The 21,833-nt window shown below is 69.8% G+C and carries 19 protein-coding genes; 3 read left to right on the forward strand and 16 right to left on the reverse strand.

Going from position 1 to position 21,833, the window contains the following annotated elements; translation table 11 throughout:
* Window positions 1–9: 9 nt before the first annotated feature.
* Window positions 10–924: an HAD family hydrolase gene (locus M1R94_RS18820; protein ID WP_308199935.1), complete on the forward strand. Its 915-nt coding sequence runs from the start codon at window positions 10–12 to the stop codon at window positions 922–924.
* A gap of 56 nt (window positions 925–980) precedes the next feature.
* Here M1R94_RS18820 and M1R94_RS18825 read toward each other — a convergent pair whose 3' ends face one another.
* From M1R94_RS18825 to M1R94_RS18865, 9 genes are all read right to left on the reverse strand, one after another.
* Window positions 981–2,045 (reverse strand): arabinan endo-1,5-alpha-L-arabinosidase, encoded by a 1,065-nt coding sequence (locus tag M1R94_RS18825; protein WP_249383272.1) that lies wholly within the window; start codon window positions 2,043–2,045, stop codon window positions 981–983.
* Window positions 2,042–3,553, reverse strand: coding sequence for an arabinosylfuranosidase ArfA (gene arfA / locus M1R94_RS18830; protein ID WP_249383273.1), 1,512 nt, complete (start codon window positions 3,551–3,553; stop codon window positions 2,042–2,044). The genes M1R94_RS18825 and arfA overlap by 4 nt, the downstream gene beginning before the upstream one ends.
* Before the next feature lie 101 nt (window positions 3,554–3,654).
* A complete protein-coding gene (locus M1R94_RS18835; RefSeq protein WP_249383274.1) occupies window positions 3,655–4,593 on the reverse strand; it encodes a carbohydrate ABC transporter permease in 939 nt (312 codons plus the stop codon).
* Window positions 4,593–5,546, reverse strand: a complete 954-nt coding sequence (locus M1R94_RS18840; protein WP_249383275.1) for a carbohydrate ABC transporter permease — start codon at window positions 5,544–5,546, stop codon at window positions 4,593–4,595. The genes M1R94_RS18835 and M1R94_RS18840 overlap by 1 nt, the downstream gene beginning before the upstream one ends.
* Before the next feature lie 81 nt (window positions 5,547–5,627).
* On the reverse strand, window positions 5,628–6,998 hold the full coding sequence (locus M1R94_RS18845; RefSeq protein ID WP_249383276.1) for an ABC transporter substrate-binding protein: 1,371 nt from the start codon (window positions 6,996–6,998) through the stop codon (window positions 5,628–5,630).
* A 171-nt stretch (window positions 6,999–7,169) separates the two neighbouring features.
* The gene (locus M1R94_RS18850) at window positions 7,170–8,189 is read right to left on the reverse strand and encodes a LacI family DNA-binding transcriptional regulator (RefSeq protein ID WP_249383277.1); all 1,020 of its coding nucleotides are present in this window, start codon (window positions 8,187–8,189) and stop codon (window positions 7,170–7,172) included.
* A 185-nt stretch (window positions 8,190–8,374) separates the two neighbouring features.
* Window positions 8,375–8,473, reverse strand: coding sequence for a 30S ribosomal protein bS22 (locus M1R94_RS18855; RefSeq protein ID WP_003792170.1), 99 nt, complete (start codon window positions 8,471–8,473; stop codon window positions 8,375–8,377).
* Window positions 8,474–8,632: 159 nt separating this feature from the next.
* Window positions 8,633–8,845 (reverse strand): helix-turn-helix domain-containing protein, encoded by a 213-nt coding sequence (locus tag M1R94_RS18860; protein ID WP_249383278.1) that lies wholly within the window; start codon window positions 8,843–8,845, stop codon window positions 8,633–8,635.
* A 145-nt stretch (window positions 8,846–8,990) separates the two neighbouring features.
* Window positions 8,991–10,175 (reverse strand): acetoin utilization protein AcuC, encoded by a 1,185-nt coding sequence (locus tag M1R94_RS18865; protein WP_249383279.1) that lies wholly within the window; start codon window positions 10,173–10,175, stop codon window positions 8,991–8,993.
* 160 nt (window positions 10,176–10,335) lie between these two features.
* Here M1R94_RS18865 and M1R94_RS18870 point away from each other — a divergent pair, with 160 nt between their 5' ends.
* Entirely contained in the window at window positions 10,336–11,706 is a 1,371-nt protein-coding gene (locus M1R94_RS18870) for a TrkH family potassium uptake protein (protein WP_249383280.1), read from the forward strand.
* Window positions 11,707–11,830: 124 nt separating this feature from the next.
* Window positions 11,831–12,466, forward strand: coding sequence for a potassium channel family protein (locus M1R94_RS18875; protein ID WP_249383304.1), 636 nt, complete (start codon window positions 11,831–11,833; stop codon window positions 12,464–12,466).
* Between the two features lie 66 nt (window positions 12,467–12,532).
* Here the strand turns inward: M1R94_RS18875 and mmsB are convergent, their stop codons facing one another.
* From mmsB to M1R94_RS18910, 7 genes are all read right to left on the reverse strand, one after another.
* The gene (mmsB, locus tag M1R94_RS18880) at window positions 12,533–13,714 is read right to left on the reverse strand and encodes a multiple monosaccharide ABC transporter permease (RefSeq protein WP_249383281.1); all 1,182 of its coding nucleotides are present in this window, start codon (window positions 13,712–13,714) and stop codon (window positions 12,533–12,535) included.
* A gap of 5 nt (window positions 13,715–13,719) precedes the next feature.
* Window positions 13,720–15,249: a multiple monosaccharide ABC transporter ATP-binding protein gene (gene mmsA, locus M1R94_RS18885; protein WP_249383282.1), complete on the reverse strand. Its 1,530-nt coding sequence runs from the start codon at window positions 15,247–15,249 to the stop codon at window positions 13,720–13,722.
* 120 nt (window positions 15,250–15,369) lie between these two features.
* Entirely contained in the window at window positions 15,370–16,518 is a 1,149-nt protein-coding gene (gene chvE / locus M1R94_RS18890) for a multiple monosaccharide ABC transporter substrate-binding protein (RefSeq protein ID WP_249383283.1), read from the reverse strand.
* Window positions 16,519–16,634: 116 nt separating this feature from the next.
* A complete protein-coding gene (locus tag M1R94_RS18895; protein WP_308199936.1) occupies window positions 16,635–17,429 on the reverse strand; it encodes a DeoR/GlpR family DNA-binding transcription regulator in 795 nt (264 codons plus the stop codon).
* Window positions 17,430–17,794: 365 nt separating this feature from the next.
* Complete coding sequence (araA, locus tag M1R94_RS18900) at window positions 17,795–19,303, reverse strand: L-arabinose isomerase (protein ID WP_249383284.1); 1,509 nt, start codon at window positions 19,301–19,303, stop codon at window positions 17,795–17,797.
* Between the two features lie 71 nt (window positions 19,304–19,374).
* Complete coding sequence (locus M1R94_RS18905; RefSeq protein ID WP_249383285.1) at window positions 19,375–20,103, reverse strand: L-ribulose-5-phosphate 4-epimerase; 729 nt, start codon at window positions 20,101–20,103, stop codon at window positions 19,375–19,377.
* A 57-nt stretch (window positions 20,104–20,160) separates the two neighbouring features.
* Window positions 20,161–21,783 carry a xylulokinase gene (locus M1R94_RS18910; RefSeq protein WP_249383286.1) on the reverse strand — a complete coding sequence of 541 codons (1,623 nt, stop codon included), beginning with the start codon at window positions 21,781–21,783 and terminating at the stop codon, window positions 20,161–20,163.
* Between the last annotated feature and the right edge of the window lie 50 nt (window positions 21,784–21,833).

Raw genomic sequence — 21,833 nt, forward strand, 5'->3', positions numbered from 1 at the left:
AGTGACCGTGTGGCCCAGCAGAGACACCCTGCCGTCGGCACCTCCGACGAAGCCCCCCAGGACGCGGCCCGAGCCGTGGTCGAGGAGGCCGCACGGTCGAACCCGGCGGTCCCGGCCCCCGAGGACCCGACCCCGCCTCCCCCCGCCGAGACCACCGCGACAGCCGCCTTCTTCGACCTGGACAACACGATCATCCGCGGAGCAGCCGCGTTCCACCTGGCCATCGGGCTGCGCCGCCGCCGCTTCTTCGGCACCTGGGACCTGATGAGCTTCGGCTTCCACCAGGCCCGCTACCTGGCGTTCGGCGAGAACATGCAGCAGATCAAGCAGGTCAGGTCGCGGGCGCTCTCGATCGTCGCGGGACGCTCGGTCGCAGAGATCGCGGCCATCGGCGAGGAGGTCTGGGACGAGGTCCTCTCGCTCCGTGTCTTCCCCGGCACCCAGGCCCTGCTCAGCGACCACCTCGAGGCCGGCCACCAGGTGTGGATCATCACCGCGAGCCCGGTCGAGATCGGCGAGCTCATCGGTCGGCGTCTCGGCGTGACCGGGGCGCTCGGGACGGTGGCCGAGCACCAGGACGGCTTCTACACCGGGGCGCTGGTCGGTGACATGCTGCACGGACGCGCGAAGGCCGCCGCCGCCGCCGAGCTCGCCGAGCGGCAGGGCCTGCGGCTCGAGGACTGCTACGCCTACGGGGACTCGATCAACGACGTGCCGATCCTCTCCTCGGTCGGGCACCCCGTGGCCATCAACCCCGACGTCCGGCTGCGCCGCCACGCCCACGCCGTCGGCTGGCCGGTCCGCGAGTTCCGCGGTCGCCGGCGCCGGGCGGCACGCAGCGGCGCCCAGGCCGCCAGCTGGGCCGGAGCCGTGTGGGCCGCGGGTCTGGTGCTGCGCGCCGCACGACGCGCCCTGCGCGGCTGACCCCGGGCGTCACGGCACCTGCACCTGCACCTGCACCTGCACCCGACGAGAAGACGTCAGCCGGCCCGAGCGACCGGCCACCCGTCGACCCACGCGAGCTCGTGGATCGCGAGCTGGAAGCCCCCACCCAGCCGCTCGTCGTAGTAGTGGAACGCCAGGTGGTCAGCGGAGACGGACTGCCCCCCGGGGCCGACCATCGGACCGTCGGACTCGAGCAGCACGGTCCCCCCGCCCTCGAGCATCGGGACGCCGTCGCGGTCCAGGTACGGGCCGGTCACCTCCTCGGCGCGCCCCACGGCGATCCGGTAGGTGCTCATCAGCCCCTGGCAGCACGAGTCGAACGAGACGAAGAGGTAGTACCGGCCCTCGTGCGGCACCACGAACGCCGCCTCGACGGCGTTCGGCGGCTCGCCCCGGTCGGCGATGCGCAACGGCTCGGCCGCGAGGTCCGCCCGCAGCCCGTCCGGCCAGGACAGCTCGACCATCCGGATGCCGCTCCAGAACGACCCGAAGGCCATCCACGGCGTCCCGTCGGCGTCCACGACGATGCCGGGGTCGATCGCGTTGAAGTCGTCGCCCGAGGTCGACGCGAGGACCTCGCCCCGGTCGACCCATCCGTAGTCCGGGTCGTCGGGGTCCAGGGTCGTGCCGGTGTGCAGCCCGATCACCGAGGTGTTGCTGCCGAAGGTCGAGGCGGACCAGTAGACGTAGTAGACGCCGTCGTGCAGGTAGACCTCGGGAGCCCAGTAGTTCTTGACCCCGCGCACCCTGTCGGCCACCCAGGCCGGCTCGTCGTCGGACTCCCAGAGGGTGCCGGCCACCGTCCACTCGCGACCGTCCGGAGACGTCCGCACCTGGGGGCTGCCGCCCGCGACCCGCTCGTCCCCGGTCGAGACCACGACCCACGGGGCGCCGTCCTGCCCGACCACCAGGGCGGGGTCGTGCACCGCGAGGTCACCGCTGAGCGTCAGGGCCGTCGCGGTCGGCGTGCGGGGCAGCAGCGCCACCACCAGCGCGACCACGAGCCCGACCACGACCACGGCCGACCCCGCGACCCGGAGCACCCGCCCGCGGCCCCCGCCCTGGCGAGGCCCGGCCGTACCCTGCGGTGCGGCCGTCACGGCCGGGTCGAGAGCCGGACCATCGACCACGAGACCGGGGGCAGCTCGACCCGCACCACACCGTCCTGGCAGGTCGCGGTGTCGTTGGGCTGCGGCACCAGGGTCCCGTCGTCGTCGACCGTTGCCCGCGCGTAGGGGTCGGGGTTGGCCAGGGTCAGGGCCTCGACCACGGCCGGCGAGCGCAGCGCCCGCACGTCGACCTCCACGACGACCGGATCGCTCAGCGACCGGTTGACCGCGAAGAGGGCCACCGCACCGGACTCCGGGTCGTGGGTCGCGACCGCGTCCACCAGGGGCGTCTGCCCGTAGGTCTTCGTCTCGTGGCTCGGGGTCGAGAGCTCGACCCGAAGGACCTGCCCGACGGCGTGACGCGAGGTCAGCGCGAACGGGTGGTAGGTCGTCTGCTTCCAGATCCGCCCGCCGGGCTCGGTCATGATCGGCGCGATCACGTTGACCAGCTGCGCCAGGCTCGCTGAGCGCACCCGGTCGCTGTGCCGCAGCAGGGAGATGAGCAGGTTGCCCACGACCACCGCGTCGGCGACGTTGTAGTGGTCCTCGAGCAGCACCGGTGCCACCGGCCAGCTGTCCCGCGGGGGGACCGACGGGGTGGCGTTCTGGTACCAGACGTTCCACTCGTCGAAGGAGATGCTGATCCGCTTGTCGGAGCGTTTGACCGCCCGCACCGCGTCAGCGGTCGCCACGACGTCCTCGATGAAGGCGTCCATGTTGATCGCCGACCCGAGGAAGCTGGCCAGGTCGCCGTCCTCCTCGAAGTAGTAGGCGTGGGCCGAGATGTAGTCCACGAACTCGTAGGTCTCGGTCAGCACCGTGGCCTCCCACTCCCCGAAGGTCGGCATCGCCGAGCTCGAGCTGCCGCACGCGACGAGCTCGAGGTCCGGGTCGACCATCCGCATCGCGCGGGCCGTCTCGGCAGCCACCCGGCCGTACTCCTGCGCGGTCTTGTGGCCGATCTGCCAGGGTCCGTCCATCTCGTTGCCCAGGCACCACATCCGGATGCCGTGCGGGTCCTTGGTGCCGTTCGTCCGGCGCAGGTCGGAGAAGTGCGTCCCCTGCTCGATGTTGCAGTACTCGAGCAGGTCCAGGGCCTCCTGGACACCGCGGGTGCCGAGGTTGACGGCCATCATCGGCTCGACGCCGGCCTTGGCGCACCACCGCATGAACTCGTCGACCCCCACGGTGTTCGGCTCGGTGCTGTGCCAGGCGAGGTCGAGCCGGGAGGGCCGCTGCTCGACCGGGCCGGTGCCGTCCTCCCAGCGGTAGCCCGAGACGAAGTTGCCGCCGGGGTAGCGCACCGTGCTGATGCCGAGCTCACCGACCAGCTCGATGACGTCCTTGCGGAAGCCGTCCTCGTCCGCCGTGGGGTGCCCGGGGTCGTGGATCCCGGTGTAGACGCACCGGCCGAGATGCTCGACGAAGGTGCCGAAGGTTCGACGTCGGACCGGGGAGACCGTGAACGAGGGGTCGATGGTCAGGGAGGCGTGCAGCATGGACGATCGCTCCTAGCGAGGGAGGAGGGTGGGACGAGGGACCGGCGTCGGGCCGGGTGGGGCGGCGCCGCAGAGCGGCGGGTGGCGGGCGGGGCCGGCGGCTACTTGAGGCTGCCGAGGGACAGACCGCCCTGCCAGTACCGCTGAAGGAGCAGGAAGGACAGCACCAGCGGGAGCACCGAGACGAAGGCACCCGTGGTGATCAGGTTCCAGACCTGCTCGCCGCCGGCCCCGGCGTTGGACAGCGCCTGCCAGTTGTTGAGCCCGACCGTGACCGGGAGCAGCCGCGGGTTCTGCAGCATCGCCAGCGGCAGGAAGAAGTTGTTCCAGGTCGCGACGACCGAGAGCAGCAGCACCGTGACGATGGCAGGCCGCAGCAGCGGCAGGGCGACCTGGAAGAACAGCCGCACCTCTCCCGCGCCGTCGACCCGGCCCGCGTCGAGCAGCTCGTCGGGCACGGCGTCCTGGGTGTACACGCGGATCAGGTACACCCCCAGCGGGCTGAGCAGCGAGGGCAGGATGACCGCCCACACGGTGTTGACCAGACCGAAGCGGCTCAGCAGCACGAAGGTCGGGATGACCAGGGCGGTGAGCGGCACCATGACGGCCCCGAGCAGCATCGCGAACGCCGCGGTGCGCCCCTTGAAGCGGTACTTGGCGAAGCCGTAGCCCGCCAGGACCGCCAGGATCGTGGCCCCCACGCCGCCGCTGAGGGCGTACATGAACGAGTTCCGGAACCAGATCCAGTAGATGCCGCCCTGGTGGGTGCCCAGCCCGCGCAGGTTGTCCATGAAGGACAGCTCGTCGTCGAACCAGAGCGGACCGCCCGACCCCACGAAGAGCCCCGAGTTGCTCTTGGTGCTGGCCACGAAGAGCCACCACAGCGGCAGGATGAAGTAGATCGCCAGGATCAGCAGGAAGATGTGCGACCACACCCGTCGCGAGCCCGGCCCGCGGGCGGCGGGGACACGCCGTCGGGTGCGGGCCGTCAGGTCCTGGGGCGGGGCGCCCGCAGCGCCGCCGCTGGTCTGCACGCTCATCACTTGAGTCCGCTCTGCTTGCGGGTCAGGAACAGGAAGATGTAGGAGCCGATGAACACCACGACCCCCAGGGCGAAGGCGATCGTCGAGGCGTAGTTGAACTGGCTGTAGGCGAAGGCCAGGGAGAACGCGTACATGTTCGGGGTGTACGCCACGGGGATGGCGCCCTGCGCGACCCCGCGCAGCACCTGCGGCTCGGTGAAGAACTGCAGCGTCCCGATGAGGGAGAAGATCACCACCATGACCATGGCCGAGGAGATCATCGGCACCTTGATCCGCAGGGCGACCTGGAGGCCGTTGGCCCCGTCGATGCGTGCCGCCTCGTAGATCGAGGTGTCGATGCCGCGCAGCGCCGCGAAGATGATGATCATGTAGTAGCCCGACCACTGCCAGGTCACGATGTTGACCAGGCTGCCGAAGATCAGGCTCTGGCTCAGGAAGTTCGGGGCGGTGGCCCCGAAGAGGCCGAAGATGTCCGACGCCGGGCCGAACCGCGGGCTGTAGAGGAAGCCCCACATGAGCGCGCCGATCATCCCCGGGATCGCGTACGGGATGAAGATCATCAGCCGCGACATCTTGGCCAGCCGGGTCGCCAGGGTGTCCAGGACGAGCGCCGCGATGAGCGCGATGGTGATCTGGATCGGCACCATGACGAGCACGAACGCACCGACCCTGCGCAGCCCGGACAGGAAGATCGGGTCGGTGAAGGCCTTCGCGTAGTTCTCCAGGCCGCTGAACCGTTCACCGGTCGCCAGGGTCTTGGTGTGCAGGCTCATCCAGAACGCGTAGACCAGGGGGGCGATCAGGAAGGTCACGAAGATGAGGGCGAACGGGCCGATGAACAGGTAGCCCCAGCGCTGGCGGTGGCTGTCCATCGACCGGGGGTGCCGGGCGGTCCGGCCCGAGGGTGGTGCCGACGAGCCCGTCGGCGTGGTGACCGTCTCAGTGGCCATGAGTCTCTCCAGGGTGCTCAGGGGAGCCGGGGTCGCCGACCGGTCGTGGCGCGTGGCCCGTGACCGGTCGGCGACCGGCGGTCACTCGGTGACGGTGAAGCCCTGCTCGTTCGCGTACTGGACGAGTGCGGCCTGGAGGTCGTCCATGACCTGCCCGGCGTCACGCTCACCCTCGACCATCGAGAAGATCATCTCGGTCTGCTGGTCGTAGGCGTAGTTCTGGAAGGGGCTGAAGGTGAAGCCCTCGTACGCCGCGGCGGCCGGGAGGAACACCTCCTTCTGGATCTGCTGGCCGTCGAAGAACGGGTACTCCAGGTCGGCGAAGTAGTCCGTCTCCAGGATCGGGCGCCACAGCGGGAACAGCGCTCCCTCCTCGATGCCGATCTTCCAGGCCTCCTCGGTGCCGAAGACCTCCATCGCGACCCGGGCGGCGAGCTCGGGCTGGGAGGACTGGCTGGTCACGGCGAAGGTCGAGCCGCCCCAGTTGATCTGGACGGGGTTCTCGACGTCCCACTGGGGGATCGGCGCGGCGCGCCAGACGGCGTCCTCGTCCGCGTCGGAGAGCCCGCCCAGGTAGCCCGGGCCCCATGCGGCGGCGATGTAGACCGCGTAGCTGCCGTCGACGAGCTTGGTGTTGTAGTCGGTGGTGAAGGCGTCGTCGGTCGCGACCAGGTCCTGCTCGACGAGCTCCTGCCAGTAGGCGAGGACCTCCTTGGCGTCGTCGGTCGCCACATTGACGCCGATGTCGGTGGGTGCGCCGGCGTCGTAGGTGAAGGGCTCCCACCCGGCCTGGGCGAAGAGCGCGGTGTTCAGCGCCCGCCCGTTGGTCGGGAAGTCGGTGATGTGGCCGTCGTAGCCCGCGTCGCGGAGCTGCTGCGCAGCGAGGGCGAAGTCCGCCCAGGTGGTCGGCACCTCGACGCCGAACTCCTCGAAGATGTCCTCGCGGTAGAGCATGCCCATCGGGCCGCCGTCGACCGGGACCGCGTAGACCGCGTCCCCGCTCGAGACGTCGCTCCATGCGCCCTCGGAGTAGTCGTCCTGGATGTCGGCCGCTCCGTAGGGGGCCAGGTCCACGAGGGCGTCACGGATGGTGAAGCTCTGCAGCACCTCGGCCTCGAGCATGATGACGTCGGGGGCGCCCGTGCCGGCCTCGATCGCGGTCGAGAACCGGGTGTACTGGTCGTTGCCCTGACCGGCGTTCGTCCAGCAGATCTGGACGTCGTCGTGGGTCTCGTTGAACTGGTCGACGACCTGCTCGAAGGCCGGGTACCAGGCCCAGACGGTGACCTGGGTGGCCTCGTCGTTGAGGATCGAGTTGGTGCACGACTCGCCCTCGGCGGGGGTGGTGCCGCCCCCGCCGTCCGAGCACGCACCGAGCCCGGCCACGAGGACCATCGCTCCCAGTCCGGCCGTCGGCACGCGCCAACGGCCCAAGCTCCGATTGCCCTGCATGCGAATCCTCCTTGATCCGACCGGAGGCGCGTCGCCGTCCGGGGCTTGCACGAGCCGCCGCTCCGGCGTCTCTACATCGTTGTATACGGAACAATGCATCGTTGTAGACACATCCGTCAAGTGGTCCGCATCACAGTTCTGCAACGATGGAGACGCCCCGCCCCCGCGACGTCAGGGCGCGCCGGGCACCGTCGACCCGCGTTCCAGGATGCGGTAGTCCGCGTAGACCTGGACCGGGACGTGATCGGTCTCCTTGCCGGCGATCCGCTCGACGAGCAGGGCCACCGCGGTCCGTGCGATCTGCTCACGGCCAGGGTCGACCGTGGTCAGCGAGGGGGTCGAGTAGATCCCGTCGTCGATCGCGTCGAAGCCGATCACCGCGACGTCGGCCGGGACCCGCAGCCCGCGCACCTGCAGCTCGTGCATCGCGCCGAGAGCCATCGCGTCGTTGAAGGCGAAGACCGCGTCAGGACGCGCCCCCGAGTCGAGCACCGCGGCCATCGCCGAGGCTCCGGTGGCGCGGTGCCAGAGACCGGCCTCACCGAAGAGGGCCGGGTCCGCCGGGATCCCCGCCCGCTCGAGCGCCTGGAGATGTCCCTGCAGCCGCAGGCCGGCCGAGCCCACGACCTCGCCCGTGTGCACTCCGATCGCAGCGATCCGGCGCCGACCGAGGCCGATCAGGTACTCGGTCGCCGCGCGGGCGGCCTCCACGTTGTGCATCGTCACGTGATCGACCGGACCGTGGAAGATCCGCTCGCCGAGCAGCACCATCGGGAAGTCCACCCGGAGGAGGTCCTCGTCACCGGCCCCGATCGCGAGCGGGCTGAAGATCAACCCGTCGGTCAGGTGTCGCCGTGCCCCCGAGAGCACCTCGAGCTCGCGCGAGCGCTCGCTGCTGGTCTGCTCGATCAGGACGGTGAGACCCTGCGCCTCGGCTGCCACGATCACCGCGTCGGCCAGCTCGGCGAAGTACGGCAGGCTCAGCTCGGGCAGGGCCAGGCCGATGATGCCGGTGCGGCCGGTCCGAAGGTTCCTGGCGGTGACGTTGAGCTGGTACCCGAGGTCCTCGATGGCACTGAGCACCTTGGTGCGGGTGGTGTCCCGGATGTAGGGGTAACCGTTGACCACGTTGGAGACGGTCTTGATCGACACACCGGCGCGCTGCGCGACGTCGTGCATGGTCACGGCCACGGTGCCTCACCTCGCCTCTCGAACGACCTCACGGCCGCGCCCGCCCTGGTAGACGCTCGCCAGGTACGATTCCACCCTACATCGATGTAGAGACCCTGGTGGTGACAAACCTCAGGCCCGACACCGCCGGTGCCGGGCCTCGAGGACGATCCTGTGCCGCAACGCTGCCGCGGCAGCGCGTGCGACTACTTCTTGTTGCGGCGCTGGTGGCGCGTCTTGCGCAGCAGCTTGCGGTGCTTCTTCTTGGCCATGCGCTTGCGGCGCTTCTTGATGACGGAGCCCACGGGTCCTCGCAATGTGATCGGAAGATGCGCGACGTGCCTGCTCGTCACTGACTCGCGACGGCCGACTCCCACGCTCGGGAAAGTCCGCGCTCACTCTACCCGTTCCGCGGCCCGGCTGCGTCCTGCACCCCGGCAGGCCCTCACCGGGCCAGGTCTCGGTCACGACGTGAGCCGGTCCCCCTCGACCGAGGAGGCCGCCAGGTACGCGTCGAGCGCGTCCTGAGGGACGCGGAAGGACCGCCCGACGCGGACCGCGGGCAGCTCACCGCCGTGCACCAGGCGGTAGACGGTCATCTTCGAGACGCGCATGCTCTCGGCCACCTCCGCGACGGTGAGGTACCGCACCCGCGGCTGGCCCGGCCCACTGGTCATGCTGCCCCGTTCGCCCTGCCGGACGGCCCGACGGCCACGGCATCGATGCGCGACCTGCTGCCGCGCACCGTAACCCTAGGGCCTGGTGGGGCTGCTGTGAAAGGGGTGAACAGAGTGAAAGTTGATCACCCGTGCCACGGCACGGTCAGTCGTACAGCGGGTCGAGGTCGAACCACGGGAAGGCGGCCTGCCGTGCGGCCAGGATCACCCGGTCGACGTCGTCGGCCGGGTCGTACCCGTCAGCCCACGGGCGCGGCGGGAGCGCCCGGCCACGGTCGCCCATGACCTCGGGGGCGTCGGTGTCGAGCAACGCCTCGACGCGGTCCCGCCACGCCGCCGGCACCAGGGTGTCGACACCAACCGGAACGTGCGCAGCGATCGCGATGAGGTGCGCCCACACCCGGGGGACGACCTGCACCACGGCGTAGCCGCCACCCCCCAGGGCGACCCAGCGACCGTCACAGATCTCGTGGGCGAGATCGTGCACCCGGCGGATGCTCTCGCGCTGGGCGTCCACCGAGACCGCGAGGTTCGTCAACGGGTCCATGCCATGGGCGTCGCACCCGTGCTGGCTGACGATCACGTCGGGTGCGAAGGCCCGCACCACGGGCAGGACGACCGCCTCAGCAGCCCTCAACCACGCGGTGTCCCCCGTCCCGGCGGGCAGCGGGACGTTGACGGCCCTCCCACGGGCCTGCGGTCCGCCGACGTCGGCCGCGTGGCCCGTCCCGGGGAAGAGGCTGTACCCGCTCTCGTGGATCGAGACCGTCAGCACGCGCGGGTCGTCCCAGAACGCCTGCTCGACGCCGTCGCCGTGATGGGCGTCGAGGTCGACGTAGGCGACCCTGTGGGCACCGTCGGCGAGCAGCCGGCGGATCGAGGCGACGACGTCGTTGTAGATGCAGAACCCCGAGGCGTGCCCACGCATCGCGTGATGCATGCCCCCGGAGACGTTGACCGCGTGCACGGCACGCCCGGCCCACACCGCGGCGGCAGCCTCGACGCTCCCTGCGACCACGCGCGCCGCCGCCTCGTGCATGCCGGGGAACACCGGGTCGTCCAAGGTGCCCAGACCACGGCTCGGATCCGTGACGCCGTCCCGTGAGGCCGCCTGCACCGCGGTCACGTAGTCGCCGTCGTGGGCCGTGCAGAGCACCTCGTGCGACGCCGGCTCGACCTCGACCAGGCTCACACCCGGGGCGTCGAGCAGACCCAGGTCGCGGGCCAGATCCATGGTGAGCTCGAGGCGCAGGGGCGCCATCGGGTGGTGCACGCCGAAGTCGTAGCCGAGCATCGCCGGTGACCACACCACGTGCACCGGTTCGACCATTCCGACACGCTACCCCTCGGGTGGCCTGTGCACCCCTCGCGGGGCCACGGGCCCGCGACCGGGAGCCACCCGCCCGCGCGGCCACGCGCGCCGTGGACCTGCGTGGGCCGCGCGGCATGCCAGAGTGGACCCGCCCGGTCGGTCACATGCGGAGGTGCGGATGGAGCTCCCGCGCCCCTTGCTGCGCGGGCGCGAGCTGGTGGACCAGGTGGCCCGCCAGTCCCCTGCGCGCCTGGCACTGTCGGTCTTCGCCTGCGTCATCGCCCTGTTCACCGGACTGCTGATGCTGCCCGCGGCGACGGCTGCCGGCACCTCACCCCCGTTCGCCGACGCGCTGTTCACCGCGACCTCGGCGGTCTGCGTGACAGGGCTGGTGACGGTGGACACCGGCACCTACTGGTCGGGGTTCGGGCAGGCGATCATCCTCCTGGCCATCAAGATCGGCGGGCTGGGCGTGATGACCCTGGCCTCGCTGCTCGGCATGGCGGTCTCGCGCCGCATCGGCCTGACCCAGAAGCTCCTCACCGCCTCGGAGACCAAGACCGCGCGGCTGGGCGAGGTCGGCTCGCTGGTGCGCGTCGTCATCATCGCCTCGACCGCCATCGAGGTGCTCATCGCGCTCGTGCTCGTCCCACGGTTCATCGTCATCGGCGAGGACGTCGGCGAGGCCGTCTGGCACGGTGTCTTCTACGCGATCTCGGCCTTCAACAACGCCGGCTTCGTCCCCACCGAGGAGGGTCTGGCCCCGCACACCGCCGACTGGATGCTCGGCCTGCCGATCCTGCTCGGGGTGTTCATCGGCTCTCTCGGCTTCCCGGTGATCCTCAACATCGCCCGTCACCGCACCCGCACGCGCCGGTGGAGCCTGCACACCAAGCTGACCGTCACCACCTCGAGCATCCTCGTGCTGGTGGGCGCGGTGACCATCGGTGCCCTCGAGTGGCGCAACGAGGACACCTTCGGCCCGCTCGCCTGGCCCGCCAAGATCATGGCGTCGCTGTTCGCCGGGGTCATGCCCCGGTCGGGAGGCTTCTCGATGGTCGAGGTCGGCCAGATGCGGGAGTCGTCGTGGCTGCTCACCGACGCGCTGATGTTCGTCGGTGGCGGCAGCGCCTCGACCGCGGGCGGCATCAAGGTCACCACGCTGGCCGTGATGCTGCTCGCGATCCTCGCCGAGGCGCGCGGGGACCGGGACGTCGAGGCCTTCGGTCGCCGCATCCCCCGCGAGACCCTCCGGCTGGCCGTCGCGGTGTCCTTCGTGGGCGCCACGGCCGTCCTCGTCTCGACCCTGGTCCTGCTCGAGGTCACCGACCTCGGACTGGACGTGGTCCTCTTCGAGGCGATCTCGGCCTTCGCGACGGTGGGCCTGAGCACCGGGATCACCCCGGACCTGCCCGAGACGGGCAAGTATGTGCTGTCGGTGCTCATGTTCGTCGGACGGACCGGCACGATGACCCTTGCAGCGGCCCTGGCCCTGCGCGACCGGCGCCGGGTGATCCGGTACCCCGAGGAAAGGCCGATCATTGGCTGAGAACCAGGCGTCCGAAGGGCGTCAGCCCCTCCAGGCCGAGACCACCGACGGCGGTGGCGGGCGTACCGTCCCGGTCACCAAGGAACGCACCCGCAAGCCCGAGAAGAGCGCCCAGGACGGCGGGGTGCTGGTGATCGGCCTCGGCCGGTTCGGCTCCTCGATCGCGCTGACCCTGGACCGTCTGGGGCACGACGTCCTCGCGGTCGAGAAGTCACCTTCCCTCATCCAGCACTACACCGGGCGCTTCCCACTGGTCGAGGCCGACGCGTCCAACCCCGAGGCGATGGCCCAGATCGGCGTGTCCGACTTCCCGGTCGCCGTGGTCGGGGTGGGGACCTCCCTCGAGGCGAGCGTCCTGATCACCGGCAACCTCGTCGACGCGGGCACCCCGCAGATCTGGGCGAAGGCGACCTCGACCGAGCACGCGCGCATCCTGCAGCGCATCGGAGCCCACCACGTGGTGCTCCCCGAGGCCGACGCGGGCAACCGGGTGGCCCACCTGGTCTCGGGCAAGCTGCTGGACTACATCGAGGTCGAGGACGGCTTCACCATCGTCAAGATGCGACCGCCGCGCGAGACCCAGGGGTTCACCGTCGGGCAGTCGCAGATCCGCAAGAAGTACGGCGTGACCGTGATCGGTGTGAAGCCCCCCGGCGAGGACTTCGTCTACGCCGGCGAGGACACCCGCATCTCGGCCAACGACCTGCTCATCGTCTCGGGCCACTCCGACCTCCTCGAGAGGTTCGCGGCGCGCCCCTGACGCCGCAGGGCCCGGTCCACGAGGGTGGACCGGGCCCTGCGGGGTGCCCGACGACGGGCGGGTGGATCAGCGGGTCGAGCCCGCGCGACGCTTGTTGTAGACGTCGAAGGCGACGGCGAGCAGCAGCACCATGCCCTTGATGGCCTGCTGGTAGTCGATGCCGACCCCCATGAGGGACATGCCGTTGTTCATCACACCCATGATCAGACCACCGACGATGGCGCCGATGACCGTGCCGACACCACCGGTGACCGCGGCGCCACCGATGAAGGACGCCGCGATGGCGTCGAGCTCGAACATGGTCCCGGCCTTGGGGTTGGCCAGGTTGAGGCGGGCCGTGAACACGACGCCGGCGAGCGCAGCGAGCACGCCCATGTTGACGAAGATCCCGAAGTTGACCCACTTGACCTTGATGCCCGAGAGCGTCGCGGCGCTCAGGTTGCCGCCGATCGCGTAGACGTGGCGCCCGAAGATGGTGCGCTTGGTCACGGCACCGTAGATGAGCACCAGGGCCGCGAGGATGATCAGCACGAACGGCAGGCCGCGGTACGTCGCGAGCTGGTACGTGAAGGCCATCACGACGAGACCGGTCACGACGATCTTGGCCGCGAACATCGGGATCGACTCGACGGCCTGCTGGTAGCGCAGACGCGCAGCCCGCGACCGCCACTGCGAGACCGCGAAGCCGACCACACCGAGGCCACCGATGACCAGGGTGAACACGTCGACACCTTGCCCACCCAGATAACCGTTGGCGTAGCCCGAGGCGATGTTGCGGAACGGGGTCGGGAAGGGCGAGATCTGGGTGTTGCCCAGCACCACCATCGTGCCGCCGCGGAAGATGAGCATGCCGGCCAGCGTCACGATGAAGGCGGGGATGCCCACGAACGCGACCCAGAAGCCCTGCCAGCAGCCGACCAGCGCACCCACCAGGAGCGCACCGAGCACGCCGACCCACCAGGGCAGGCCCTGCCGGACGACCAGCACGCCGGCCACGGCCCCCGTGAAGGCCACCACCGATCCGACCGACAGGTCGATGTGCCCGCCGATGATGACGATCACCATCCCGACCGCGAGGATCAGGATGTAGGAGTTCTGCACGACGATGTTGCTGACGTTCTGGTTGCTCAGCAACGTGCCGTCGGTGAGCACCGCGAAGAGCGCGATGATCAGCACGAAGGCGATGAAGATACCGCTCTGCCGCAGGTTGCGGGTCAGGAGCGTCTTGACGTTCTCGAGCGCGCCCATCGCGTTCAGTCCTTTACCTTGGTCATGTACTGCATGAGGAGTTCCTGGTTGGCCTCGGCCCGCGGCACCTCACCGGTGATGCGACCTTCGGAGAGGGTGTAGATGCGGTCGCAGATCCCGAGCAGCTCGGGCAGCTCCGAGGAGATGACCAGCACGCCCTTGCCTGCGTCGGCGAGCTTCTGGATGATCACGTAGATCTCGTACTTGGCCCCGACGTCGATGCCACGCGTCGGCTCGTCGAGGATCAGGATGTCCGGGTCGGAGTAGATCCACTTGCTCAGAGCGACCTTCTGCTGGTTGCCGCCCGAGAGCTTGCCGACGACCGAGGCGACGCTGGGCGCCTTGATGTTCATGCTCGCCCGGTACTCCTCGGCGACCTTGAACTCCTCGTTCTCGTTGACCCACCCACGGGTGGCCATCTTCTTGAGCGAGGCGACCGAGATGTTGCGCTTGATGTCCTCGATGAGGTTGAGCCCGTAGCGCTTGCGGTCCTCGCTCGCGTACGCGATCCCGTGCGAGATCGCGTCGCTGACGGTCTTGATCCCGATCTCCTGACCGTCCTTGTAGATGCGGCCCGTGATGGCCGAGCCGTACGCCCGGCCGAACACGCTCATCGCGAGCTCGGTCCGCCCGGCACCCATGAGCCCGGCGAGGCCGACGATCTCACCGCGCCGGATGTTCAGGCTGGCGTTCTCGACGACCACACGGTCGTGCTGGATCGGGTGGTGCACCGTCCAGTCCTCGATCCGCAGGATCTCCTCGCCGATCGAGGAGGTGTGCGAGGGGTAACGGTGCTCGAGGTCGCGACCGACCATGCCCTTGATGATCCGGTCCTCGGTCGAGGTCGGCTCGGTCATGTCGAGGGCCTCGATGGTCCGGCCGTCACGGATGATCGTGGTGGTGTCGGCGACGTTGGCGATCTCGTTGAGCTTGTGGGAGATCATGATCGAGGTGATGCCCTGGCCCTTGAGGTGGCGCAGCAGCCCGAGCAGGTGCTCGGAGTCCTCGTCGTTGAGCGCCGAGGTCGGCTCGTCGAGGATGAGCAGCTTGACCCGCTTGGAGAGCGCCTTGGCGATCTCCACGAGCTGCTGCTTGCCCACGCCGATGTCCATGACCTTGGTCACGGGGTTCTCGGACAGGCCCACCCGCGCGAGCAGCTTGGCAGCCTCGGCGTTGGTCCTGTTCCAGTCGATCATGCCTCTGCTGACCTGCTCGTTGCCCAGGAAGATGTTCTCGGCGATCGACAGGTAGGGGCTCAGGGCGAGCTCCTGGTGGATGATGACGATGCCGTGCGCCTCGCTGGCCTTGATGTCGTGGAAGCCCACGACCTCGCTGTCGAACACGATGTCACCGTCGTACGTCCCGTGGGGGTAGACCCCCGACAGGACCTTCATGAGCGTGGACTTGCCGGCGCCGTTCTCTCCGCAGATCGCGTGGATCTCTCCACGTCGCACCTTGAGAGTGACGTCCTGCAGTGCCTTCACGCCCGGGAACGTCTTGGTGATACCGCGCATCTCCAAGATGTAGTCGTCCATGGCACAGCCGTCCTTGGTCGTCGGGCGGCCCGGCGGGCCGGCAGAGCACGTGGCTCTGCCGGCCCGACGGACCTGGGGGGTGAGGCGACGGGCCAGGGTCGGCCCAGTGCGTCAGGGCTCTCAGATACCGAGCTCTTCGGCGGTCCAGTAGCCCGAGTCGACCAGGAGCTCCTGGACGTTGTCCGTGTAGATGATGTACGGCGTGAGCTGGATGCTCGGGACGATCTTCACACCGTTGTCGTAGGTCGTGGTGTCCAGGCCCTCGGGGGTCTCACCCTTGAGCAGGGTGTCGACGAGCTCGACCGTCGCGGCGGCGAGCTCACGCGTGTCCTTGTAGATCGTGGCGAACTGCTCGCCGGCGAGGATGGACTTGACCGAACCGACCTCGGCGTCCTGGCCCGAGATGATGGGCAGGTCGTCCGAGGCGTAGCCGGTGCCGGTCAGGGCGCCGATGATGCCGATGGACAGGCCGTCGTAGGGCGAGAGCACGGCGTCGACGCGCGAGCCGTCCGAGTAGGTCGACGTGAGCAGGTTCTCCATGCGGGACTGGGCCGTGGCCGGGTCCCAACGCAGGGTGGCGACCGTGTTGAAGTCGGTCTGGCCGGACTTCACCACGAGCGTGCCGCCGTCGATCAGCGGCTGGAGGACGTCCATCGCGCCGTTGAAGAAGAACGTGGCGTTGTTGTCGTCGGGCGAACCGGCGAACAGCTCGATGTTGAACGGCCCGGTGGCGTCGCCCTCGGACTCGTCCTCGTTCAGCAGGCCCAGGCCCACGAGGAGCGAGGTGGCCTGCTGCTGGCCGACCTTGTAGTTGTCGAAGGTCGTGTAGTAGTCGACGTTCTCGCTGTCGCGGATCAGGCGGTCGTACGCGATGACCGGGATGCCGTTCTCGGCAGCCGACTCGAGCTGGTTGGTCAGGGCGGTGCCGTCGATCGAGGCGATGATCAGGGCGTCGACGCCCTGGGTGATCATGTTGTCGATCTGGTTGACCTGGGTGGGGATGTCGTCCTCGGCGTACTGGAGGTCGACCTGGTAGCCCAGGGCCTCGAGCTGCTCCTTGACGTTCGCGCCGTCGGCGATCCACCGCTCGGAGGACTGCGTGGGCATCGCCACGCCGACCGTGCCGCCGCCCTCGGTGGTGGTCTCGCCGCCACCCTCGGTGCCGCCGCCACCGCCGCCACTGCCACCTGCGCCGTCGCCGCCGCAGGCCGCAAGACCCATGACCAGCGTCACACCTGCCGCGAGAGCGGCGAGCTTCTTGGTGTTCATCTTCTCCTCCTCGAGAATTACTGCGTCTTCCTGATGTGGAACGGACTGGTCGGAAGGACCGGTCCAAGCGACCTGACCAGGTGATTGCTCGGACCGGTCAGGAAGTGTGGGGGGTGCTACTCGGTCTGGATGACGTCCAGACCTGCCTCGCGTAGTCGCCGGACCTGCTCGGCGGGAGCGGTGGGGCCCGTGATCACCGTGCGGACCTCCTGGACCGCCGCGACTCGGCCCAGGTGGACCTGGCCGAGCTTCGAGCCGTCGGCGACGACCACCACACGGGCGGCCGAGGCGATCATGCGTGCCTTGACCTCGGCCTCGGGCAGGTTCACGTTGGTGACCCCGTGCTCGACGTCGATCCCGTTGCAGCCGATGAAGGCCACGTCGGCGTGCACGCGGTCCAGCAGGATCGTCGCCATCGGGTCCACGAGGGAGTGCTGCAGGCTGCGCAGCGTGCCCCCGGTCACCACGACGGTGAAGCGCGGCAGCGCGGGCTCGAGCTCGAGGGCGATGCTCAGCCCGTTGGTGATCACCACGACGCGGTCGAGGTCGGTCCGTGCCACCAGGGCGCGGGCTACCGCGGTGGTCGTGGTACCCACGTCGAGCAGCACGCTCATCCCGGAGGTGACCATCGCTGCGGCCCGCTCCGCGATGCGCTGCTTCTCGACGGCGTGGGAGACCAGCGCCTCCTCGAAGGAGGGCTCGTGCTTGGGCAGGGCCATCGCACCGCCACGCACGCGTCGGACCGAACGGCTCAGCTCGAGTGCCGCGAGGTCGGCCCGCACGGTCACGTCGGAGATGCCGAACTCCTCGGAGAGGTCGGCGACGCGCACGAACTCGCGTTCGGCGATCGTCTGGAGCATGCGTTCGCGACGGATCGTCACGGGCAGCGGCTCGATCTCTTCCTTGAGCACGGGATCACTGTCGTCCACCGGCCGTTCTTGCGTCAACTTCTTGAACACAACTTTTGGTTGCGAAACAGTAACGAGGGTCACGGCCCGGTCACGGGTAGGACGGAGGGCCTAGCCCGCGACGCCCGTCTGCAACATCTGCCCGTGTCTTCGCAGGTGGGCGCGCAGGTACGCCGCGTCCCACCCCGGTACCACCGGGGTGGGACGACATCCACGCTTCCGTTATCGAAAGGGACCACAAGTTCCCACAGGCGAGGCGGGAACTGTCCTCTCCTGCCCCTTCCACCCGGCCACCACCCGGCCACGACCCGGCCGCGACCCGGTCGAAGGCAGCTCAGGAGGTGGTCATGGGGCGGTGACGGACGTTCTCAGAGGCCCTGGGCGAGGCGGTAGTAGGCCTGGTTCCACCGGATCTCCTGGGCGAACTGGCGTGACGTGGTGCCCTCGTCGATGAGCAGCAGCTCGGTGCGGGCGATGTCGGAGAAGTCGCTGAAGACCTCGGTGCCCACCTGCGTCGACAGCACGGTGTGGTGCGCCGCCCCCGCCATCAACCACGCCTCGGCCGAGGTCGCGAAGTCCGGCCTGGGCTTCCACACCGCTCGGGCGACGGGCAGGTGCGGCAGGTCCTCGTCCGGCGGGACGATGTCGACCGCGTTCGCGGTGAGACGGAACCGGTCACGCATGTCGGACAGTGCGACCACCACACCCGGGCCGGCGTCCGTGTCGAAGACCAGTCGGACCGGGTCCTCGCGCCCGCCGATGCCCAGGGGGTGCACCTCGAGGCTGGGTCGCGAGGTGGTCAACGACGGGCAGACCTCGAGCATGTGCGCGCCGAGGATCTTCTCGTCACCGGGGACCAGGTTGTAGGTGTAGTCCTCCATCAACGACGCACCGCCGGGCAGCCCCTCACCCATCACCTTGGCGGCGCGCACCAGGAGGGCCGTCTTCCAGTCGCCCTCGGCCCCGAACCCGTAGCCCTGGGCCATGAGCCGCTGCACCGCGAGCCCGGGAAGCTGGCGCAGGGCACCCAGGTCCTCGAACGTCGTCGTGAACGCGGTCGCACCGATCTCGCCGAGCAGGGCCAGCAGGCCGAGCTCCTGGCGGGCGCCGTAGCGCATCGAGTCGTGCCGCTCGGCACCGGCCCGCAGCTCGGGCGCGACGTCGTACAGGTCCTCGTACTCGGCCACCAGGGTGTCCACGGCGCTGTCCTCGACCGCGTCGACGGCGGCCGCGAGGTCGTTGACGCCCCACGTGTTGACCGACACGCCGAACCGCAGCTCGGCCTCGGTCTTGTCCCCCTCGGTGACCGCGACGTTGCGCATGTTGTCGCCGAAGCGCGCCAGGCGCAGCTCGTGGGTCGCCGCCCAGCCGGCCGCCGCGCGGACCCAGGCCCCGACCCGGCTCTGCACGACCGGGTTCGAGACGTGCCCGACGACGGTCTTGCGGGCCACGCCCAGGCGGGACTGGATGTACCCGAACTCGCGGTCGCCGTGCGCGGCCTGGTTGAGGTTCATGAAGTCGAAGTCGATGGTCGACCACGGCAGCTCGACGTTCGCCTGGGTGTGCAGGTGCAGCAGCGGGGTGCGCAGCGCGTCGAGCCCGGCGATCCACATCTTCGCCGGGGAGAAGGTGTGCATCCACGCGATGACGCCGATGCACGCGTCCGAGGCGTTGGCCTCCAGGGCCATCCGTCGGATCGAGTCCGACTCCTTGAGGACGGGCTTCCACACGATGCGCACCGGCACGGCGTCGGCTGCCCCGAGCTCACGGGCGATGGCCTGGGACTGCTCGGCGACCTGACGCAGCGTGTCTTCGCCGTAGAGGTCCTGGCTCCCGGTCAGGAACCAGACCTCGCGGTCGGCGTACGGCTTGCTCATGGGGACTCCTTCGTCACGTGCTGGATGTCGGGGTGGGTCGAGGCGGGTGGGGGGACGGCGCGCACCGGCGGTCAGCGGCCGTAGACGTTCTGGTACCGGTCGTACAGGCGGTCGATGTCGGTCGGGTCGATCGGCAGCGGCGAGCCGAGCTGGCGCGAGATGTGCACCGTGCGGGCGACCTCCTCGCACATCACCGCGGCCTTGACCGCGGCCTTGGCGTCCTTGCCGATCGTGAACGGACCGTGGTTGCGCATCAGGACCGCCGGGGACCGGCTGCCCCGCAGGGTCTCGACGATGCCCTGACCGATCGAGTCGTCCCCGATCAGCGCGAACGGTCCGACCGGGATGTCCCCGCCGAACTCGTCGGCCATCATCGTCAGCACGCACGGGACGGCCTCACCCCGGGCGGCCCACGCCGTGGCGTAGGTCGAGTGGGTGTGCACCACACCGCCGACCTCGGGCATGTGCCGGTAGACGTACGCGTGCGCCGCGGTGTCCGAGGAAGGCGACCGGTCCCCGTCCAGGAGGTTCCCGTCCAGGTCGCACACGACCATGGACCCGGGGGTCAGCTCGTCGTACGCGACCCCCGACGGCTTGATGATCAGCAGGTCGCGCGAGCCGTCGTCAGCGCCACCGTCGGCCGCAGCGAGCCGGACCCGCTGCGAGACGTTGCCCGCGGTCCACACCACGAGGTCCCAGCGCGGCAGCTGGAGGTTCTGCTCGCAGACGACCTGCCGCACGCGCTCGATCTCGAGCAGGACGTCGTCGTCGTAGGAGTCCAGTGCCTGGGTGGTGCTCATCGCTCGATCTCCTGCGTCGTGTGGGGGTGCACTGCCGGACGTGTCGTCAGGGCGGGTCTAGAGGGCATCGACCGCGGCCCGCTCGATCGCCAGCCCTGCGGAGTAGCGCTCGAGGAAGGCCTCGAATCCCCGGACGTCGTCGGCGTCGGGCTGCACGACGTCGACCGCTGCGTCGCCGAAGACCTGGGTGGCCAGGTAGTCGCCCAGGCTCAGGCCGTCCTGGTCGGACACCGCCCCCAGGTAGGCCGCCAGCACCGCGATGCCCCACGCGCCACCCTCTGAGGCGGTCCGGCCGACGGCGACCGGCGCACCGATCGCGGCCGCGAGCAGCCGCTGGGCCACGCCCGCGGTCCGGAACATGCCACCGTGGGCGAACATCGCGTCGAGCTCGACGCCCTCCTCGGCCAGGACCCTCATCCCCAGGCTCAGGGTGCCGAAGGCCGAGTAGATCTGGGTCCGCATGAAGGTGCCGAGCGTCAGCCGGCTGTCCGGTGTGCGGACCACGAGCGGCCGCCCCTGCTCGAGCCCGGTGATCGGCTCGCCCGAGAGGTAGTTGTACGCCAGCAGCCCGCCGCCGTCGGCCGCACCGTCCAGCGCCGCCCGGAAGAGCACCCCGAACACCTCGTCGCGGCTCGCCGTGCTGCCCACCGCGGACGCGAGCTCGCCGAACAGCCCCGCCCAGGCGTCGAGCTCGCTCGCGCCGTTGTTGCAGTGCACCATCGCCACCGGGTCACCCGCCGGGGTGGTCACCACGTCGAGCTCGTGGTGGATCCGCTCGAGCGGTTTCTCCAGCACGACCATCGCGAAGATGCTGGTCCCTGCGCTGACGTTGCCCGTGCGGGGGGCGACCGAGTTGGTCGCGACCATGCCGGTACCTGCGTCGCCCTCGGGCGGGCACAGCGGGATGCCGGGACGCAGCGTCCCGGTCGGGTCCAGCAGCCTGGCACCCTCCTCGGTGAGCCGACCGGCCTCCTGGCCCGCGGCCAGCACCTGGGGCAGCAGGGTCGCGACCCGCAGGTCCGGATGCCGCCGGGTGACCAGCTCGTCGAGGCCGGCGAGCATGCGTGCGTCGTAGTCCTGCGTGGCGGGGTCGATCGGGAAGACGCCCGAGGCGTCGCCGACGCCGAGGACGTTCCGCCCGGTGAGCCGACCGTGCACGTACCCGGCGAGCGTGGTCAGGACGCTCACCTGCGGGACGTGGGGCTCGTCGTCGAGGATCGCCTGGTAGAGGTGCGCGACCGACCAGCGCAGCGGGATGTTGACGCCGAACACGTCCGTCAGCTCGCCGGCCGCACGTCCGGTCGAGGTGTTGCGCCAGGTCCGGAACGGGACCAGGAGCGCGCCCTGGGCGTCCAGCGCCAGGTACCCGTGCATCATCGCCGAGATGCCGATCGCGCCGACCGTGCCGGGCCGCACGCCGTAGCTCCGCTCGACGTCGTCGAGGAGGGCCGCGACGCACTCCTGGAGGCCGGACCAGACAGCGTCCAGGGAGTAGGTCCAGACGCCGTCGACGAGCTGGTTCTCCCACTCGTGGCTCCCGCTCGCGATCGGTGCGTGGTCGGGTCCGATCAGGCAGGCCTTGATCCGGGTCGACCCCAGCTCGATGCCGAGCGAGGTCCGGCCGGCGCCGATGGCTGCGCGCACGCCCTCGTCGTCACCCTCGGCACGTTGCTCAGCCATGTCATCTCCTCGTCGAGTGTCCGCACCGATCGGCGGGCGTGAATCGCCAC

Origin of the sequence: Actinotalea alkalitolerans, assembly GCF_023369855.1 — a bacterium.
Lineage (GTDB): Bacteria > Actinomycetota > Actinomycetes > Actinomycetales > Cellulomonadaceae > Actinotalea.

Excerpts from the sequence above, each read along its gene's own strand:
- araA (WP_249383284.1), bottom strand. The coding sequence starts at position 19,303 with ATGAGCAAGCCGTACGCCGACCGCGAGGTCTGGTTCCTGACCGGGAGC.
- M1R94_RS18840 (WP_249383275.1), bottom strand. The coding sequence starts at position 5,546 with ATGGCCACTGAGACGGTCACCACGCCGACGGGCTCGTCGGCACCACCC.
- mmsB (WP_249383281.1), bottom strand. The coding sequence starts at position 13,714 with ATGGGCGCGCTCGAGAACGTCAAGACGCTCCTGACCCGCAACCTGCGG.
- M1R94_RS18845 (WP_249383276.1), bottom strand. The coding sequence starts at position 6,998 with ATGCAGGGCAATCGGAGCTTGGGCCGTTGGCGCGTGCCGACGGCCGGA.
- M1R94_RS18835 (WP_249383274.1), bottom strand. The coding sequence starts at position 4,593 with ATGAGCGTGCAGACCAGCGGCGGCGCTGCGGGCGCCCCGCCCCAGGAC.
- M1R94_RS18870 (WP_249383280.1), top strand. The coding sequence starts at position 10,336 with ATGGAGCTCCCGCGCCCCTTGCTGCGCGGGCGCGAGCTGGTGGACCAG.
- M1R94_RS18865 (WP_249383279.1), bottom strand. The coding sequence starts at position 10,175 with ATGGTCGAACCGGTGCACGTGGTGTGGTCACCGGCGATGCTCGGCTAC.
- arfA (WP_249383273.1), bottom strand. The coding sequence starts at position 3,553 with ATGCTGCACGCCTCCCTGACCATCGACCCCTCGTTCACGGTCTCCCCG.
- M1R94_RS18860 (WP_249383278.1), bottom strand. The coding sequence starts at position 8,845 with ATGACCAGTGGGCCGGGCCAGCCGCGGGTGCGGTACCTCACCGTCGCG.
- M1R94_RS18905 (WP_249383285.1), bottom strand. The coding sequence starts at position 20,103 with ATGAGCACCACCCAGGCACTGGACTCCTACGACGACGACGTCCTGCTC.
- mmsA (WP_249383282.1), bottom strand. The coding sequence starts at position 15,249 with ATGGACGACTACATCTTGGAGATGCGCGGTATCACCAAGACGTTCCCG.
- M1R94_RS18910 (WP_249383286.1), bottom strand. The coding sequence starts at position 21,783 with ATGGCTGAGCAACGTGCCGAGGGTGACGACGAGGGCGTGCGCGCAGCC.
- chvE (WP_249383283.1), bottom strand. The coding sequence starts at position 16,518 with ATGAACACCAAGAAGCTCGCCGCTCTCGCGGCAGGTGTGACGCTGGTC.